We start from the raw sequence: 18,373 nt of genomic DNA, 5'->3' as shown, positions 1-18,373 counted from the left end.
AAAGATCTGATGAAAAGACTATTTTTTGCAGCAACTCTCATTTTGATGGTGGCCGCGTGTAAAGACAAATCAAAAGACACAGCAACGGCCACGACAAAAAACCATGAGCAACAAATGGCAGATATACTTCCTGAACCTAAAGTGCAGATCAAGACAATAGGCATCCTCCTTTATGATAACTATGCGGTTTTGGATGCGATGGGGCCTTACCATGTATTGAGTGAACTCATGGGCGCTAAAGTGTTCTTTGTGGGTCGTCATAAAGGATTGATCACCACCGGTGGCGGTATGAAGGTGCAATGTGATACCTCCATTAACGAAGTCAAGCAATTGGATATCCTGGTTATACCCGGCGGCCTGAATGAAACCTTTACCGCCACGAAAGATACCGCTTTGCTGAACTGGATAAAGGCGATAGATGTCCACTCCAAATACACCACCAGCGTTTGTACAGGTGCCTGGATACTGGCCTCGACTGGTTTACTTAAAGGTCATGAAGCCACTACGCATTGGTTCGGTAAGCAGATTTTAAAAGATCAGTTCGGTATCACCGCAGAAGATAAACGTTATGTTCAAAGCGGTAAGTATTGGACAAGTGCAGGAGTTTCTGCGGGAATCGATATGAGCCTCGGATTGATCAATGAAATCATGGGTGAAAAGTACACCCAAACCGTGATGCTTGACCTGGAGTACGATCCTCAACCACCGGTCAAAGGCGGCAGTGAGCATAACACGGATAAAGCGATAGTTGAAAGTGTACGCACCATGTATAACAGTGCTTTACAACCTTTGCTGCACCCAGAAACCGTTTCCGCAAAAGCTAAAATTGACAATGATAAAGACCCGGTTTGTGGAATGGCCCTGGCCGGTTATGCCGATACGGTTCATTACAAAGGAAAGATCATCGGCTTTTGTTCAGCACGTTGCAAAGCAGGTTTCCAGAGAAATCCGACCGCTTACGAAATTCATACAATTAAATAATTAACGGGACTTAAATCATTAAACAATATGAAAAAATTAATCACCCTGCTAATGCTGGCAATCACCGGCTTAACGGTAAGTGCTAAACCAAACCCCGGTGACCCTAAAAAGGCTGCTAAAACTGGTACAGTTGCGGTTCATTTCAAAAACGTAATGGACGGCAAAGCCCTGAAATTGAATGACAGTTTATCGCTGTATCAAAACGCTAATGGTGATGATCTTAAGATCACCACGTTTAAATACTATATCAGCAACGTTAGCCTCATCGCAAAGAATGGCGATAAGATAGCGATACCTGATTCTTATTTTTTGGTGAACGCGGCGGATTCCACTACGCTAAACCAGCAGATCACCAATATTCCCGAAGGAAAATACACGGGCATCACGTTTACTATTGGCGTGGACAGCTTGCGTAATTTCGCTGGTGCGCAAACCGGTGTACTTGACCCGGCCAAAGGGATGTTCTGGAGCTGGAACAGCGGATACATCTTTGTAAAACTGGAGGGGGAATCTCCGAAATCTACGGCTAAGAAGAATCGCTTGACCTTTCATATCGGTGGTGCCAAAGCCCCCAACAATACGATCCGCACCTTTACACAAAAGCTTCCGAAGACCTTAAAGATCAATGACGGCAAACTACCGGAACTTGAACTGATCGCTAATGCAGGCGCTTTGTTCCAGGGTAAAACTACCGTAGATTTTGCCAAACTGAACTTCACGATGGGCGGGCCAAATTCAGTTGTCGTTGCGGATAATTACGCGGATGGGCTTTTTAAGATCACCAAAGTAAAGAACTGATATGAAAGCTAAGGGAATTGTCTTTTTCGTGCTGCTTACATTTATCACTGTCAATACGGCATTCAATTATGGGTTTAAGGGAATTAATTATGGCATCGCAGCCGATAGCGTTCGCTTCGCCGTGCCTGCCAATTTCCCTAGACCTGTATATGATTTTAAAGACAATTCCATAACCAGCAATGGATTTAAGTTGGGCAGAATATTATTCTACGATCCGATCATATCCAAAGACAAGTCCATTTCCTGCGCGAATTGCCACCAGTCTTTTGCCGCTTTTGCAAACCTCGACCATGCCGTTAGTCATGGTGTTGATGAATGCATGGGTACAAGAAATGCGCCGCCTTTATTTAACCTGGCCTGGCAAAAGGAATTTATGTGGGATGGCGGTGTACATCATATCGAAGTGTCGCCCATGAACGCGATGACCAACCCCTGCGAAATGGCGACCGACCTGAATACTATTGTCAGCAGATTACAGCAAACGACGGCTTACCCGGTTTTATTTAAAGCCGCCTTTGGAACAACGGAGATCAATTCACAGCGCACGTTCAGGGCATTGGCACAGTTCACCAGTATGCTTGTTTCCGCAAATTCAAAGTATGATAAGTATATCAGGAAAGAAAAAGGCGGCGATTTTACCGAGGACGAAACGGCGGGTTATGCATTATTCAAACAAAAATGCAGCACCTGTCACCAGGAACCGTTATTTACTGACTTGTCTTACCGCAGTAACGGCCTTGACCTGAAACCTGATGATATTGGCCGGGACAGCATCACTCACCTGGAAACAGACCGGGGTAAATTCCGTGTTCCGTCCCTGCGCAACATCGAACTGACCAGCCCTTACATGCACGACGGCAGGTTTGAGACATTAAAAGAAGTATTAGCCCATTATAATTCTGGGGTAAAGCCGGCTGCAAATCTTGACCCCGCTTTACATCAAAACAATGTTTACGGTATCAGTCTGACGACACTTGAACAACACCAGCTGATCGCCTTTCTTAAAACCTTAACCGACCGGGACTTTGTAAACGATAAGCGTTTCCAGGCACCGGAATAACAACATCAAAAATTAACCATTTAAAAACTAGAGACATGAAAACGTTAAAAACAACAGCTTTATTTTTAGCAATGGCAGTGCTATCCATCCTAACCGTTAAAGCACAAAACGCCCAAACAAAACCCATCAATACGGTGATTACCAATTACCTTTCGCTGAAAGATGCCTTAGTAAGTGGTGATGGCACGGTGGCCGAGGCTAAAGCTAAAACTTTGCTGGCATCAATTGGCGAAGTGCCTAAAACAGGTCTAAGCGCTGATGAAGCCGCCTTACTACCCAAACTGGAGTTTGACAGCAGGCATATCAGCGAAGTGAACAAGATCGATCATCAGCGCGAACACTTCGCCAGCCTTTCCAACAACCTGTACACTTTGGTTAAAAAACTGAAAGTTAATAATAGCGTGCTTTACCGCCAGTACTGCACCATGACCAAACGTTATTTCCTAAGTGATTCTGATAAAGGAAAAGATCCCTACATGGGTATGGCTAATTGCAGCAAGGTCACCGAAACTTTGCCTGCGGCTAAAAAATAGATTTGAAAACGCTTAAATTTATGTGGTGAAAAAAACGCTCCTTATCCTGTTAAGGCTACTTTATCAATGACCTGGTTCTGAATTACACGAAGCGTAAATACGAGATCAGCCTAACGATCAATAATTATTCAATATCAAATGGAAAGAAGCGCAATTTGAAACAGTTATCAGGTTAAAGGCCAGTCGGCGGTAGATGGTATCGCTTTTACGCCTGGCGCGAAGTTCACAGCTTTATTGCATGTAGCTTTTTTCTTTTAGTACCTTTACAATTAGGCTCAATACTACACCATGTATAGAATATTGGTAATAAAATTTATTCATATTTCCTGATAACTATTAATTTAACCTAAGTATTATGATTCGAAAAACATCCGGGCTCATAAAAATGTAGTTCATAGATAATCAAAGGAGGATATTTATGAAACAGCAAGTTATTGAAGATGTAAACATTATGCCTCAATTAGACAAAGCTTGTGGTCTTGACATGCACAAAGATAAGATCGTCGGCTTTATCTCCGGGAAAGATGGTAGCAATCAGGAGTTTATGGAGTTCGGCACTTATACCTGTGAACTCAAAAAGATCAGAGATTGGTTACAAGAGAATGATATTCACCACTGCCTGATGGAAAGCACGGGCATTTATTGGATGAGCTTACATGCCATACTTACAGAAGCAGGTATCGAAGTCATTGTTGCAAATCCTGTTCACATTAAGCAAATACCTAAGCGAAAAACTGATCGCAAGGATGCCAAATGGCTTTGTACATTATTACTACACGGTTTAATTAGACCAAGTTTTATGCCTGATAGTACCCAGCGCATAATCAGAGATTATTGCGGTAATCGCCTTTTTTATACATGGCAGCTCAACCAAATAAGGAACCGCCTACTGAAGATACTGGAAAGCAATAACATCAAACTTCGCTCTGTTATCAGTTCGATTCATACTTTATCAGCTATGGATATGATACGACTGTTGGCAAAAGGTGTCACAGATCAGGAACAATTGCTAAGTTGTGCCAGAGGCAAAGTAATTAAAAAGAAAGAACAGTTGATCAAAGCATTAGATGTTACGTTGCAAACCTATCATCATACTCAACTGCAAATGTTATTAGAAGATTATGATCATGTTCAAAAGCAAGTCGACTTTTTAGATAAGTCAATTACTGAAATTATCATTGAGCATTATGCACAAGCATTCGAATGCCTTGATAGCATCAGCGGCATTGGTGTTAAATCAGCCGAAATCATTATTAGCGAAACAGGAAAAGATATGAGCCGTTGTCCAACAGCTGATCATTTTACCGCCTGGTGCGGTATAGCTCCCGGTAACAACGAGAGTGCAGGTAAGCGAAAAAACACTGCAATAAAAAAAGGTAACAGTTATTTAAGAGTTGCAATTGTTGGTGCGGCTTGGGCCGCTGTTCGAATGAAAGAATCTTACTGGCATGCTTTGTTTGATAAATTACGGAAACGAATGAAAGCGCAGAAAGCTATAGTTGCCGTCGCAAGAAGGTTGCTTAAAGTTGTGTATAATACATTAGAAACGCTAACTATTTACAAAGAGAAGGGCATTGCTCACTTCGTAGACTTGCAGGCTAAAGCAGCTTTGTATAATAACGCGAAGCTGTCGTGGCCTCAAAGCAATATTGATTAACAAACTAAAAGGACGGAAAAGGTTATAGAATAAAGAGTCTGAAACCTAAGCTGCCAAAACTGTAGATAGCACCCAGGCTTGTTCCATGAGAACGCAGAGGAAACTTATTTTTCAAAGCCTGAGGTCAACGATTATGTCTGAATAGGTACTATTTAAGATCATCCATTTTTTTAATAAGTTCATTTTCAAGGTCCTTACTATAGCCTTCAAATGTCGCGGCTATCATACCGTTTTTGTCTATGAGATAAAAACTGGGGTATGCTGAAATCTGAAAGCTTTTGGCCACTTTACTTCCGTTTAGTAGTACCGTATAATTAATATCGTTTTTTTTAGTAAAAGCAATAACAGACTGTTTGGTGTCTGAAGTGTTTACAGTCATAATGTTAACATCGCTTCCTTTATACTTTTCATGCAGCTTTTTTAAGGTAGGTATTGAAAGCATACAGGCAGCGCAAGCGTTAAATGAAAAATCAATTAAGGTAACTTTTCCTTTTAGCTGAGCATTGGTCACAATATTTCCCTGTAAATCATGCAGTTCCCAATCGGGCGCACTATTGCCCGTTGTAATCATTGCGACCTTTTTCTCAGTATGAAAGTTTGTCGGGATGGTTAAGTTCTTAACATCAATAAAATTCTGAGCATTAACACTGTAATCGGTGTAGCTGCTTTCGTTAACCATTAATGCTATATCATTACTGGTCATATCTCCTTTTCCAAAATTCCCCTGCAAATATTGTTTTATATAAACAGGTAAATAGGTAGTCTTATTTAAACATAAATCATATATTTCCTTACTGGAAGCAGAATCAGTCATTACGACTTTTATATGAAAACAAGCTACATTATTAATAATAGTATCCGGCTTACTTTTAATTTTTTCAGGTGATGTGGCTAATTTCGTTTGTATAAATTGCGCCCAATAGTATGGTGTTTTATAAGGCTCATCCCCGGTTCCTTGCTTAAGCTCATAGGTTTTATTGTTTAAATCCAAATCTATTCTTGTAGAGCCATTGTATATATATTTATATCCTCTGCTTTCCAACATAACATAGAGTTCAGATTTGTCATTTTCGCTTATACGGCTTACTGATGATTTAACATTAAATGAGATCCAGTCACCGCTGAAAGGGTTCTTTTGACGTTCGACTTGTGAATAACTAACATTACGATATCGGTTAATTATTTCAACAGCTTTATTCAGAGTACTTATCTGAGCAATTGTCTGGTTACTGATTAATAAGCAAATAGCACAAAACCAAATAAGTTTGTTTGTCATGTAGCTAAGATAGGCATGATAATGAGAATCAAAAATTAATCTCCAAATATCGCGAAGTAAAATTATAAGGACACAGTTATTTTTAGAGGAACAAACTATTATTAACTTAAATAGACGATTACTCGATAAACTGGACTATTATTTGCGGACAACTTAACATGGCGAAAAGAATACTCTTAATTGACGACGATGAAGACATTTTGGAGATATTGAATGTTGTCTTCCAGGAGAACGGTTATGAAGCCGTATTATCCAACACCAGTGAAGCGGCTGAACATATAAGGATTATACAACCTGATATGGTTTTACTTGATGTTCGTATTGTCGGCTATGCTAAAAGCGGACCGGAAATATGTAAGGAGATCAAATCAAAATTAGAAACCAGGCAACTTCCTGTAATGCTCGTCTCGGGTGAAACTGATTTGGCCGTACTCGCTAAGGAATGCGGCGCTAATTCGTTTATTGCTAAGCCATTTGATATTTTCGACTTGTTATCTCACGTAAAAGAGTACTTATCTTAGCATTAAACAATTACCGATGTCAGAACTATCCGATAAATCATCTTCTCCGAAAAAAATAAAGTTAGGTTCTGAAAAATTAAAGATTTTTTTTGTTAACCACCTCAACCGTATCTATTATGCAAAGGCGCACTTGGTCAACTGGCTGCCGCAATTAAAGAACGAAGTTTATTTTAATGACTTGCAGTTAGCCATTACGGAAACCGTCAACGATGTTGAAAAGCAATTAGCAAGAATGGAGGTAATCTATGAATTGCTTGATGCACAAATATCGAAAGGGAGTATAAACGGTTTGACGGGACTAGTGGACGATGCTTATAATGCTATAAAGGAACAAACTGGCCAAGCAGAACTTCGTGATATGTCAATTATATTCTATCTTCAAAATATTGAAAGCGTAGAAATGGCTTCTTTCCAAGTGCTGCAAATGGCGGCTGTTAAACTTAAAAACAAACAGATTAAACAGCTTCTAAAAGAAAATTACGATGAAGCCAAGGCAGACCGAACTCTGCTACTTTTAATCGCTGCAAAATATATTACGAAGTGATATGATAGTCGATTCATACTACTGCGAGTGGACATGGTTGACTTTTAAAATTCGATTTGCGCGTGTTCATTGCTCTTTAATGCGAAAAAAACGTAATCCTTTTCAATTAAGAAACAAAACTATCAGTACGAAAATTCTACTTATTTAAATCATAAGCCGGGTAAGTTATCAGGTGTTTCATTATTAACCCATCCACGCATCCCCTCATCCATATACTGAGTCAGCAAATCAGCTGACGCTAGATCTGGCTCCGGGAAGCTTTAATAACAAACACATTCTTATTGGCCCAATTAGTCCTGGCTGAAAGAAAACCAAGCCAAATCAGCAAGCCAATTTGGCTATTTTCTTACCCAATATCTGCTTTATAACCGAAATCGTTGAAGAAGTTTTCAAAGACCTCCGGCATCCAGTACCAGCTCGGTCCCGTATCAAAAGTGTACCCACCGGCTTGCAGGCTCCTCGCGCGCCCCCCGATATGCTCATTTTTTTCATAAACACTTACATTGCATCCTGACTTCGCAAGGTATGCCGCGGCACTAAAGCCGACAAATCCGGATCCAATAACGGCAGCGGAAAACCTGTTAACTGATTTACACGGAGGCAAATTAATTGACATAGTCATAGAAATGGATTTTTTTCTAGCACAAATGTGATACAGTAATGTACTATAATTAAATAATTGTCTCAATTATCTACAATGATTATTTTATAACTTACATGGGATATGGGTTATTAATGTGTATCAAATGGAGCACCCATTCCGTTGATACGGGGAGATCAAAATAAAAAGTACAACCAAATTACAAAACCCGCTACATTTTTAATTTTTCATTAGAAATTATGTGCTACACTAAATGTAGGCGTTACATCAGCAGTTCCATGATGGATTCGGGCTCATATTTAACCAGCTGCTGGTAAAATAAAAGTGGCAGTAAGAGATGCGGATGCAAATGTTCCTCACCAAATAGCATCGCTGGTAATATAGATTTTACAGTGATTAAACTAAACGTTGATACCACAAGGAAGGAAACATCCCAATAATTTACCCCGGAATGGTTACCCGAAAAACTGATATCTGTTTCGCTTGAAGGTAAAGGCTGCAATGCCAGTATATTGCCATAGAACGTAATATTTTTAACGAGTATGTGCTGAATGTTAGTGCCGCCTGAAAGTAATTCCCAATCAAATTTTAACTGGATATTTCACAATGTAGCGTCCCCGCCGCTCGCTCCTTAAATGGTGGTGTTATTCCATGTAGTACTTGAAAACGTAAACGTTAAAGGTACGGAGCCGCCAAATATATTATAACTTATAATAATATGATGACTACCATTGTTAAGGCTGGTTGAAGCTGACTTAAAGTGGTAACAGTAACCACAACAAGTGAACCAGCACCTTTAGCCGTTGAATACCCGCCGCTATTTGTAGTTGCCAGGCGTTACCTTGATCAGCCAAATTTAAATCGGGGCAGGAGCTATCATCCACTTTTTTAAGCCATTAAGAAGAGATAGTGAACAAAATTAAAGTGCAAAATAAATTAACCTGCTCTGATTTTTTAAATACAAAAAGTTCTTTCCATAGAACTTACCATTAATGGTTGGTATATATTGATTTAAGTTTATCGATAGCAAAGTAGGTAATATGGGTTTATAATACTTCAAACTGCATTTGTTGCTGAAGCTGACAATTTGGCAAGAATCATACTTGGTATAGAGGAATTAACTTCCGCATACCTCAGATTATTGCTGCTTATAACTGCCAAAACAATAAACAGGCTCATTTTAATACAAAAGCTACGAATATATGAGTAAACACCAAGTTACCTTGCTGTTAATGCAATGTACTCGTGTTAATTTATTATTTTTGATCAATTAGCCGTTTTAAATGAATTCCCCGACTGATAATTTAGACGAAGATTTAATATCAATGCTGAAAAACGGCAGCCGGGATGCTTTTACCGAACTTTATAACAGATACAAAGGAATTTTAATACTCCACGCTTACAAAAAGCTGGGCAATTTTGAAGAAGCGAAAGAAATTGTGCAGGAAGTGTTCTCGATGATGTGGCTTAACCATGCCAGTCTTCCTGAGGTTAAAAATACCGGCGCGTATTTATACACTCTTGTTCGTAACAAAGTACTTAATTTTATAGAGCACCGCGGTGTAGAAGCGCGTTATGCCGCCTCTTTCAAAGATTTTATCAGCGATCAGCATTATGTAACCGATCTGCAAATGCGCGAGAAGGAAATGCAGGCGATGATAGACCGCGAAATTGAAGCCCTCCCCCCCAAAATGCGTGAAGTTTTTCTGCTAAGCCGCAAGGAGCACCTCAGCCATAAACAAATTGCTGAAAAGCTTGAAATATCAGAGTTTACGGTAAAAAATCATATTAAAGCTGCCTTAAAAATACTCCGCATGAAGTTAGGTTTACTGGTGCTCATTATGACACATTACCTGTAGCCAACAATTATTTAATTTTTTTTTAACATGCAATAGCCCTTGGGTATATGGTTACCTGCCATACAATAAATACCATCAAGGGGAGAAATGGATAATTCGTTTAAAGAGTTACTGCATAAATACAATTCGGGTACCTGTACGCCTCAGGAACAGGCCATAATTGAAGCCTGGTACCAGCAAATGGAAGCTGCCGACCTTGCGCCGGTTACCGAAGAACAGCTGAACAACATAGCCGGGCTTAAACTGGTAATACCGGGCAACGCAAAAGTGCGGCGCTTAAGCGCATGGTTATCTGCTGCGGCAGCTGTTATCCTGATGGCAGGCGCGGCTTCATATTTTTTATATAAGGCTGCTCCTCATGTGCAACAAACGGTAAAGCTGCATAACGATGCGCTTCCGGGTTCAAACAAAGCGGTACTTACGCTGGCTAACGGCCATAAGATATTTTTAGGGGGCGTGCAAAACGGACCGATAGCCCACCAGGGTGAAGCGGTGGTAGAAAAAAAGGCCGACGGCGAACTGAGCTATAAAACAGACGAACCTGCTCCGGCACGGGTCAATATGCCTACTGTTTTTAACAGCGTAAGTACGCCGCGCGGAGGTCAGCATCACCTGATACTCTCTGATGGTACCGGCGTATGGCTCAATGCTTCCTCATCCATCAAGTATCCAACTGTTTTTAACGGCCCTGAACGCAGGATTGAAATTACCGGGGAGGCGTACTTTGAAGTTGCCCACAACGCGGATAAACCTTTTAAGGTAACGTGCGGGGAACAAACGGTTGAGGTACTGGGTACGCATTTCAACATTAATGCCTATGCGGACGAACCATTAATCAATACCACACTGCTGCAAGGCTTGGTGCGCGTTAGCGCCGGTACAAATATGGCTTTACTTAAACCCGGTGAGCAGTCGCTGGTAAGTTCAGCAAACAACATCAAGGTTACACAGGCCGATGTAGAGGCTGCTGTGGATTGGAAGGAAGGAGATTTTGTATTTAAAAGCCAAACCCTGCCGGCCATCATGCGCAAACTTGCCCGCTGGTACGATGTGGATATCAATTACGGCAGCTACAGCAACAGCAAGCTTACTTTTAGCGGCGTAGTGTCCCGTTCGCGCAATTTATCTGCGGTGTTAAAAATGCTCGAATCAAGCGCTACAGTAAAGTTTACGGTGCATGATAAAGTTTTAACCATCGTTAACAAATAAAATTCAATTAAAGTTAAACACATTAACCCCAATCAAGTATGACAGAACTGTACAAACCACATTAACCCTGCTCTTTATAGCCGGGCAAAAAATAACCGGAAGTGGTGGAACACTACCGGTTAAAATGTAAGCCTGGCAGGTAAGCCAAACAAATTAATTAAGAATCATTCGCGCTGCGGGCTAATTGCTTGGAGGCAGGTCCGCAACGTGAATTAACCTCAACAAATGTATGAATTTTTGTCCTGAAAAATTAGGCAGGCCCCCGGCCTGCGCGCTAAAACTGTTGCGCGTTATGAAATTGATAATACTGATACTCACCGCGGCCATTATTCAGGTAAGTGCTGCAAGTTATGCCCAGCGCGTTACCCTTAACCTGGAAAAAGCACCGCTTGCACAGGTTTTTAAAGAGATCAGAAAGCAAACCGGCATCGACTTTTTTTATACTGACGACCTGCTATCGCAGTCGAAGCCTGTTAGCGTCCATATTAAAGATGCCGAACTTAAAGACGCGCTTGCCAGGTGCCTTAACAAGCAAGCCTTAAGCTTTACTATCGAAAACAATATTATTGTTATTCATTCCAGGCAGCCGCAGGATTTACCGGCAGAAAAAGCTCCGCCGCGGATAGTTACAGGTAAAGTTGTTGATGAACAGAACATGTTTTTACCGGGTGTAACCATTAAAGTAAAAGGCAATCCGCGTTATACAGTAATCACTAACGAAAAGGGAGAGTTTGTTATTACAGTGCCGGATGATAATGCAATATTACAGGTATCTTATATCGGTTTCACCAGCATTGAACTTCCTGTGAGTGCAATGAAAAAGTCGGCGGTTATTTCGATGAAACCCGACATCAACAACCTGGACCAGGTACAGGTAATTGCCTACGGAACCACCACCAAACGTCTTAATACCGGCGATGTAACTACCATAACAGGCGCTGAGATTGAAAAGAACCCGGTGAGTAACGTGCTGGAGGCTATGCAGGGCAAAGTACCCGGCTTGTTTATACAGCAAGCTACCGGCCAGCCCGGAGGCGCATTCTCTTTAAGGCTGCGCGATGCCGCTAACTTTAGCAGCGCCAATGGAGCTCCTGCTCCGCTGGTAGTAGTTGATGGTGTAACTTATCCAGGCGCAAAACTACCGATGGAAAACAACACGCTATATGGCACGGGCAATTTTATACAGGGTGGCAACGGTCTTAACTTTTTAAACCCTAATGATATAGAAAGCATCAGTGTACTGAAAGATGCGGACGCCACTTCGTTATACGGCGCCTCAGGTGCCTATGGCGTGGTGCTGATCACCACAAAAAAAGCCAAGCCCGGCCCTGCTACCTTAACGGTTAATATCTACAATGGGGTATCCTTGCTGGGTCAGACAGTGCAGCCGATGAACACAGATCAATACCTGATGCTGAGAAGGGAGGCGTTAAAGAATGACGGAACTCCGGTTGGCGCAAGCGACAAAGATTTAAACGGCACCTTCCCTACCAACCGTAACGTTGATTTTAAAAAGGAACTGCTGGGCGGCCTGGCACAAACCGGCAACCTTAACCTCACCTATGGTGGCGGTACGTTAAATAGCAGCTACCTGGTTGGCGGCAGTTTACGCAACAACGGGAATATTCAACGGCACAAGGGCTCAAATATTGACGGATCGTTAAGGTTTTCGATTAATACTAACAGTGCCGATAATAAGTTCAGCTATAACATTGCAGGTACCTACCTTTCTAACGTGAATACGATGGTTCCTTATGATTTCAGCAGGCTGATGTCGTTGACGCCGCCTAATGCGCCCGACCCGTTTTTACCTGACGGCAGCGTAAATTGGGATAGCAATATTGTAAACTTTACGGGCGATTTTAACCGCACCTACAGGGCGGTAACCAATAACCTCTTGGCCAATACCAGCCTGATATACCGGCCTGTTAAGGGCTTATCACTGCGCGCCAACGTGGGCTATAACAACATCAGCGGCGAGGAACTGATGGGTTATCCTACTACAACCATGCCGCCATCAACAGCCAACGCGGCCGCCTCAACACACAGCATTTTCCACCACTACCAGGTTCGTAATATCACCATAGAACCTTATGCCGAATATGCCAGCACTTTTTTTAACAAAGGCGATTTTAGTTTTAAACTGGGTGGCAAAATTGATAATAACCTGAATACCGTAGATGAAATATCAGGTACGGGCTTTGCTTCCGATGCTTTGCTCAGTAATCCTTCCGCGGGCACTAACATCACCACAACCTATGGCAGGACCCCTTATCGCGATCTGGGCGCATACGCCATCATGAAGCTGGTTTGGAATCAAAAGTACATCGTCAACTTAAACGGAAGGCGCGATGGGTCCACCCGCTTTGGCCCCAACAAGAAATTCGGGAATTTCGGTTCGGTAGCCGCCGCCTGGATATTTAGCGAGGAAGATCTTATTAAAAACAACCTCCGCTTTTTAAGTTATGGTAAGATACGCGCCAGCACAGGTATATTAGGTGGCGATGCCATAAACGATTTTGCCTATCTAAGCAAATATACGGCGTCCTCGGGTACTTACGCGGGTAAAACCATTTTAAACCCATCCGGGCTGGCCAATCCCGAATTGAGCTGGGAACATAACAAAAATAAGGAAATAGGCATTGAACTGGGCTTTCTGAAAGACAGAATTTATGTTGAGGGCAATTACTACCGTAATATTGCAAGCAATCAGCTCATCAACATTCCCCTGTCCGCCGTTACCGGGGTGGGCAGCTATCCCGTAAATACTGATGCGGTTATCCGCACCAGCGGCTGGGAGATGAGCTTAAGCACCAACAATATCAGGACCAAAAGCTTAAGCTGGACAACACGCTTCAATATGTCTATCCCAACAAGCAAACTGCTTAAACTGCCTACTTATTATTCGTTAGGGCCTAATTACATTATTGATAAACCCGTTACGGGCACTTTGCTATATAATTTTGCCGGCGTAAACCCGCAAACCGGTAATCCCTCCTATACCAATGCAAAAGGAATTACCGCAGATGATCCGAGCTTGGGTAGTGCAGATAAAACAGAATTCAGGGATCTTTCGCCCAAGTACTATGGTGGTTTTCAAAATACCGTCACTTACAAACAACTTTCGCTGGATTTCTCCTTTACTTTCACCAGTCGTTTGTCACTCAACGCGGTAGCCCAAAATGGCTTCCCGGTAGGTTACAACGGCGTTAACGGCGGTACGGTTTGGCTTAACCGCTGGCAAAACCCGGGCGATATAACCACTGTACCTAAAGTTAGCGCAACCATAACCAATCTGCTGAATTTTTCGCAGGTCTACACTAACAGCACGGCTGCTTACAGCAATGCTACTTACGCCAGGCTGCAAAATGCCAGCCTCAGGTATAACTTTGCAGGCAATATGCTTTCTAAAATGCATGTAAAGGCGTTGTCAGTTTATGCACAGGGCCAGAACCTGTTAACCATCTCCAACCTGGGCGGCCTTGATCCTGAAAATCTAAGTATCACCGTTATTCCACCTATGCGCGTAATTACCGCGGGGTTAAACGTCTCTTTTTAAATAATTAATCAGATTAAAAATGAAGATCAAAAATACACATATCAAGGCTGTGGCAATGGTGCTGACATCTTCGCTGCTGCTCACAGGCTGTCAAAAATATTTAAATAACAGCGAGTTGCCGGCAGGTACCATTGCCGGTACCGACGCCTATGTTTCGGATAACTCGGTGGCGTCTATAGTAACAGGCTCCTTAAACGCTCTGAACAGCAGCGGCCCGTCAAACTTTGCACAGTTTACCGGCTTTTATACTGATGAGCTGGCCGTAATGCCAAACTCAACATCCAATACCCCTGTTCAGCAAGCTTATGCCAACAGCATTTTAGCAGCGAATATTAATTATTGGTCGCCCACCTACTCAAAAATATACGCTTTGAATTTGGCTATAGAGGGTATAAACACTACACCTTCCAAACTCTATTTTAAAAACCAATGGCTGGGCGAATGCTATTTTTTACGTGCCTTTGATTATTATTATTTGACCAGCCTTTACGGCGATGCAGCCCTGGCTTTAACCTCCGATTTTAATGTAACCTCCAAACTATCGCGGGCACCGCAAAGCCAGGTTTACGGACAGATTATTTCAGATTTGCTTAAAGCCAAGTCATTATTGCCAACCGACTTTATGAACGGCTACGGCACTGCCACATCAGACCGGGCGCGGCCTAACCGTTATGCAGCAGAAGCCATGCTGGCCAAAATGTACCTGACCACCCGCGACTGGACGAACGCTGCGGCAATGGCCGATTCCGTGATCAGCAATACCACGTTGTTTAAAATGGTAGCTCCAGCAAGCGTATTTTTAACCAACAGTGCAGAAACTATATGGGCTATGGCCACCACCAACGACGTTCCGACCAACGAATATACCATATACAACAATGCCATGCCGGCGATAACGGCTACCGATCCCGTTAAGCTGAACGTATTCGGGCAGCTAACCAATTCATTGCGGCTGAGTTTTGAGGCTAATGATGCGCGCTATACCAATTGGGTAAGATCAACAACCTATACCGGCATCACACCTAACGCTACCTACTACTTCCCGAATAAGTACAAATCGAATGTGATAGGTAACGAACGCTCCGTGATATTAAGGCTGGCCGAGATGTACCTGATCCGTGCAGAGGCACGCGCTCAGCTGAAAAACATAACCGGAGCCCAGGCGGATATCAATGTAGTAAGAACCCGGGCCGGGCTGCCTAACACTACCGCAGGTATGCAAACGGATTTACTTACTGCCGTTGCGCAAGAGCGCCGCGTGGAGTTATTTACCGAAATGGGCAACCGCTTTTTTGACCTGCGCCGCACCGGCACGCTTGATGCCACTATGCTGGCGCTGAAGGGTAGCGGCGTGTGGGCAAGCTACAAGCAATTCTGGCCAATCCCTTTAACCGAAATGAGCTATAACCCTAACATGGTACAAACTCCGGGTTACTGATTAATACAGACCAGGTGTGCCCAACAGCACACCTGGATTAATAATTGAATAATGAAAAAATATATTGTTACCGGCCTGGTTATGATGTTATGCATCTGCAGCCTTGCACAAACCCGGCCCTGCCAAATAAACATCAAGTTGAATGGCTTAAAAGTGCCGGCCAAAGCTTACCTGATTACACAATATGGCTGGACCGACAGCCGGGTGATTGATTCGGCTGTATTTAAAAACGGCGACGTTAAATTTAAAAGCCAAACTGCCGAGCCGTTTAAGGCTCAGCTGCTTGTTGGTAATAGCCCTAAATGGAGTAAAACCAATGATGCCTTACTGCTATACGTTGATCAGGGTAATATTGCGGTGAATGGTACCGATTCTGTAAAAAATGCAGTTATCAGCGGTTCAGAAATAAACAAACAATACCTGCGCTACCGGGCAACCGTATTAGCCCCTGTAGAAAAAACATCAAAGGAAGTAAACGCAGCCTTTACAGCAGCAGGAGCGGAAAAGAAAAAGGGCAGTCAATTTATGGCTGAGATGACGGCTAAATTAAAGCAGGCCGTTAAGGTGTCCGACTCGCTTAAATACATTTATATCCGGCAAAACCCATCGTCATTTTTAAGTTTGGAAGCGTTAAGTGAACTTGCCGGTAAAAACCCGAACATTACGCTGATTGAGCCTTTATTTAAAAAACTGGATGTAAGCTTACGCAATATGCCGAAAGGAAAAAAACTCGCGGAGATATTGTACGACAACGGCTCTACAGGTATAGGCGCCCTTGCCCCGGTATTTACCGAGCCTGATGTAAATGGTAACAACGTAAGCCTGACCGATTTTAGAGGTAAATATGTATTACTTGATTTTTGGGCATCCTGGTGCGGCCCCTGCCGTGCGGAAAACCCTAACGTACTAAAGGTCTATAACAAATATAAGGATAAAAATTTCACCGTATTGGGCATATCACTTGACCAGCCGGGGAAAAAAAATGCCTGGCTTGCCGCGATAAAACAAGACGGATTGCCATGGACGCAGGTGTCTGACCTTAACTATTGGAACAACGCCGCTGCCAGGCTTTACGGCGTTCAGGCCATCCCTCAAAATTTTCTGATTGATCCATCCGGAAAAATAATCGCCAAAAACCTGCGCGGCGATGCACTGGAAATTACGCTGGCTAAATTTATCCGCTAATATGAAAATCGTTTTCAAAATTATTCCGGCTATATTTCTATTAACGGCAGCCATCCGCGTTAACGCGCAAAACAAACGCCAATGGCAGGATATTGATACCTCCGGCTTCCACACGCGCAGCCAGAACAGTAAGAACGGCTTTACATTGATCACGATCAATAAAGATTCACTGTTCTCAGCCGAAACCTTACAGCGTATAAAAAATGCATTTTGGCAGATCTACCCTCGGGAAGTTAAACGATACAATAAAAAAGCTTTGCGCACCGTAACAATCTTAATTGGTAACGACTATAAAGGTGTAGCGGCCACGCTGAACGGTGTGGTTAAAATTGATCAGGATTGGCTAACTAAAAATCCCGAAGATATTGACGTGTTCACGCATGAGTTGATGCATATTGTGCAGGGTTACACCTACAATGTACCTGATAACTGGCTTACCGATGGCATTGCCGATTACGCCCGTTATACATTTGGTGTAAACAATTCAAAATCCGGATGGGCTTTGCCGGCCTTCCAAAACGGACAAAGTTATAAAAACTCCTACAGGGTGGCGGCGCGCTTCCTGGTGTGGGTAGAGCAATACAAAAACAAGAACATCGTAAAAAAGCTGGATGAAGCATTGCGGCAAGGTAATTATCAACCCGCTATATGGCAGAAGCTCACCGGCAGCAAACTTGATGAACTCTGGACTGCTTACGCAGCCAACCCCATGCTTAAAACCCAGTAGTATCTAAATTAAGCAGCAGGTGTGCGGTAAACCAATTCACTTTACTTTAAACTATCACCCTGCTGCCTAATTTCACATTTATCAGGATTGATGCTGTAGAGATTACTCCTTTCTGCAGTACAAATGGTCCTATCCGTAAAAGGCGAAAGGCTGGCATCTGATTAAAAAGTATAAATCAACATTTAGTAAATATTTTAAAATCAACCAGATATAAAAATAGCAAAACAACGACACTTATCGACAAGCAGCTGAAAGTCATATGGTTACGAATGTTGGGCTATTCTTCGACGGTTTTGCACAGATAGTAAACTTTTTTGCCGCAAATACTTGGGTTTAATATGAATATTTTAGGAAACACGTCCCAATTGGTATCTTTATATCATAGCAATTGCAGCTAAAACGTAGTCAAAAGCAGTGAGCGACTC

Annotated in this window: 15 protein-coding genes; 13 read left to right on the top strand and 2 right to left on the bottom strand. The window is 42.5% G+C overall.

Features of this window, described 5'->3' with window-relative positions; all coding sequences use genetic code 11:
- The first annotated feature begins 9 nt into the window (after positions 1–9).
- The 5 genes from MUCPA_RS16335 (at position 10) to MUCPA_RS16315 (ending at position 5,029) form a co-directional block, all read left to right on the top strand.
- On the top strand, positions 10–981 hold the full coding sequence (locus tag MUCPA_RS16335; RefSeq protein ID WP_008507868.1) for a DJ-1/PfpI family protein: 972 nt from the start codon (positions 10–12) through the stop codon (positions 979–981).
- A gap of 27 nt (positions 982–1,008) precedes the next feature.
- A complete protein-coding gene (locus MUCPA_RS16330; RefSeq protein WP_008507866.1) occupies positions 1,009–1,779 on the top strand; it encodes an MbnP family protein in 771 nt (256 codons plus the stop codon).
- Between the two features lies 1 nt (position 1,780).
- The gene (locus MUCPA_RS16325) at positions 1,781–2,839 is read left to right on the top strand and encodes a cytochrome-c peroxidase (RefSeq protein WP_008507864.1); all 1,059 of its coding nucleotides are present in this window, start codon (positions 1,781–1,783) and stop codon (positions 2,837–2,839) included.
- A 35-nt stretch (positions 2,840–2,874) separates the two neighbouring features.
- On the top strand, positions 2,875–3,372 hold the full coding sequence (locus tag MUCPA_RS16320; protein ID WP_008507862.1) for a DUF3347 domain-containing protein: 498 nt from the start codon (positions 2,875–2,877) through the stop codon (positions 3,370–3,372).
- A 418-nt stretch (positions 3,373–3,790) separates the two neighbouring features.
- Complete coding sequence (locus MUCPA_RS16315) at positions 3,791–5,029, top strand: IS110 family RNA-guided transposase (protein WP_008507860.1); 1,239 nt, start codon at positions 3,791–3,793, stop codon at positions 5,027–5,029.
- Between the two features lie 148 nt (positions 5,030–5,177).
- Here MUCPA_RS16315 and MUCPA_RS16310 read toward each other — a convergent pair whose 3' ends face one another.
- Entirely contained in the window at positions 5,178–6,305 is a 1,128-nt protein-coding gene (locus tag MUCPA_RS16310; RefSeq protein ID WP_008507858.1) for a TlpA family protein disulfide reductase, read from the bottom strand.
- Positions 6,306–6,463: 158 nt separating this feature from the next.
- On the opposite strand from MUCPA_RS16310, the gene MUCPA_RS16305 reads away from it, so the two are divergent.
- The gene (locus MUCPA_RS16305) at positions 6,464–6,826 is read left to right on the top strand and encodes a response regulator (RefSeq protein ID WP_008507856.1); all 363 of its coding nucleotides are present in this window, start codon (positions 6,464–6,466) and stop codon (positions 6,824–6,826) included.
- A gap of 16 nt (positions 6,827–6,842) precedes the next feature.
- Positions 6,843–7,370, top strand: coding sequence for a DUF892 family protein (locus tag MUCPA_RS16300; RefSeq protein ID WP_008507855.1), 528 nt, complete (start codon positions 6,843–6,845; stop codon positions 7,368–7,370).
- Positions 7,371–7,716: 346 nt separating this feature from the next.
- Here MUCPA_RS16300 and MUCPA_RS16295 read toward each other — a convergent pair whose 3' ends face one another.
- Entirely contained in the window at positions 7,717–7,986 is a 270-nt protein-coding gene (locus MUCPA_RS16295; protein ID WP_083839420.1) for a phytoene desaturase family protein, read from the bottom strand.
- Between the two features lie 1,268 nt (positions 7,987–9,254).
- Here MUCPA_RS16295 and MUCPA_RS16285 point away from each other — a divergent pair.
- The 6 genes from MUCPA_RS16285 to MUCPA_RS16260 all read left to right on the top strand — a co-directional run bounded on the left by MUCPA_RS16285 (position 9,255) and on the right by MUCPA_RS16260 (position 17,948).
- The gene (locus MUCPA_RS16285) at positions 9,255–9,830 is read left to right on the top strand and encodes an RNA polymerase sigma-70 factor (protein ID WP_008507850.1); all 576 of its coding nucleotides are present in this window, start codon (positions 9,255–9,257) and stop codon (positions 9,828–9,830) included.
- Between the two features lie 87 nt (positions 9,831–9,917).
- Positions 9,918–11,039, top strand: coding sequence for a FecR family protein (locus MUCPA_RS16280; RefSeq protein WP_008507848.1), 1,122 nt, complete (start codon positions 9,918–9,920; stop codon positions 11,037–11,039).
- 292 nt (positions 11,040–11,331) lie between these two features.
- Entirely contained in the window at positions 11,332–14,598 is a 3,267-nt protein-coding gene (locus tag MUCPA_RS16275) for a SusC/RagA family TonB-linked outer membrane protein (RefSeq protein ID WP_162846988.1), read from the top strand.
- Between the two features lie 19 nt (positions 14,599–14,617).
- A complete protein-coding gene (locus tag MUCPA_RS16270; protein WP_008507843.1) occupies positions 14,618–16,036 on the top strand; it encodes a RagB/SusD family nutrient uptake outer membrane protein in 1,419 nt (472 codons plus the stop codon).
- 51 nt (positions 16,037–16,087) lie between these two features.
- Positions 16,088–17,221 (top strand): TlpA disulfide reductase family protein, encoded by a 1,134-nt coding sequence (locus MUCPA_RS16265; RefSeq protein WP_008507841.1) that lies wholly within the window; start codon positions 16,088–16,090, stop codon positions 17,219–17,221.
- 1 nt (position 17,222) lies between these two features.
- Positions 17,223–17,948, top strand: coding sequence for a basic secretory protein-like protein (locus MUCPA_RS16260; protein ID WP_008507839.1), 726 nt, complete (start codon positions 17,223–17,225; stop codon positions 17,946–17,948).
- Positions 17,949–18,373 lie beyond the last annotated feature (425 nt).

Origin of the sequence: Mucilaginibacter paludis DSM 18603 (genome assembly GCF_000166195.2) — a bacterium.
Lineage (GTDB): Bacteria > Bacteroidota > Bacteroidia > Sphingobacteriales > Sphingobacteriaceae > Mucilaginibacter > Mucilaginibacter paludis.
Note: the sequence above shows the minus strand (reverse complement) of the source record. Positions and strands in the feature narration are given on the sequence as shown.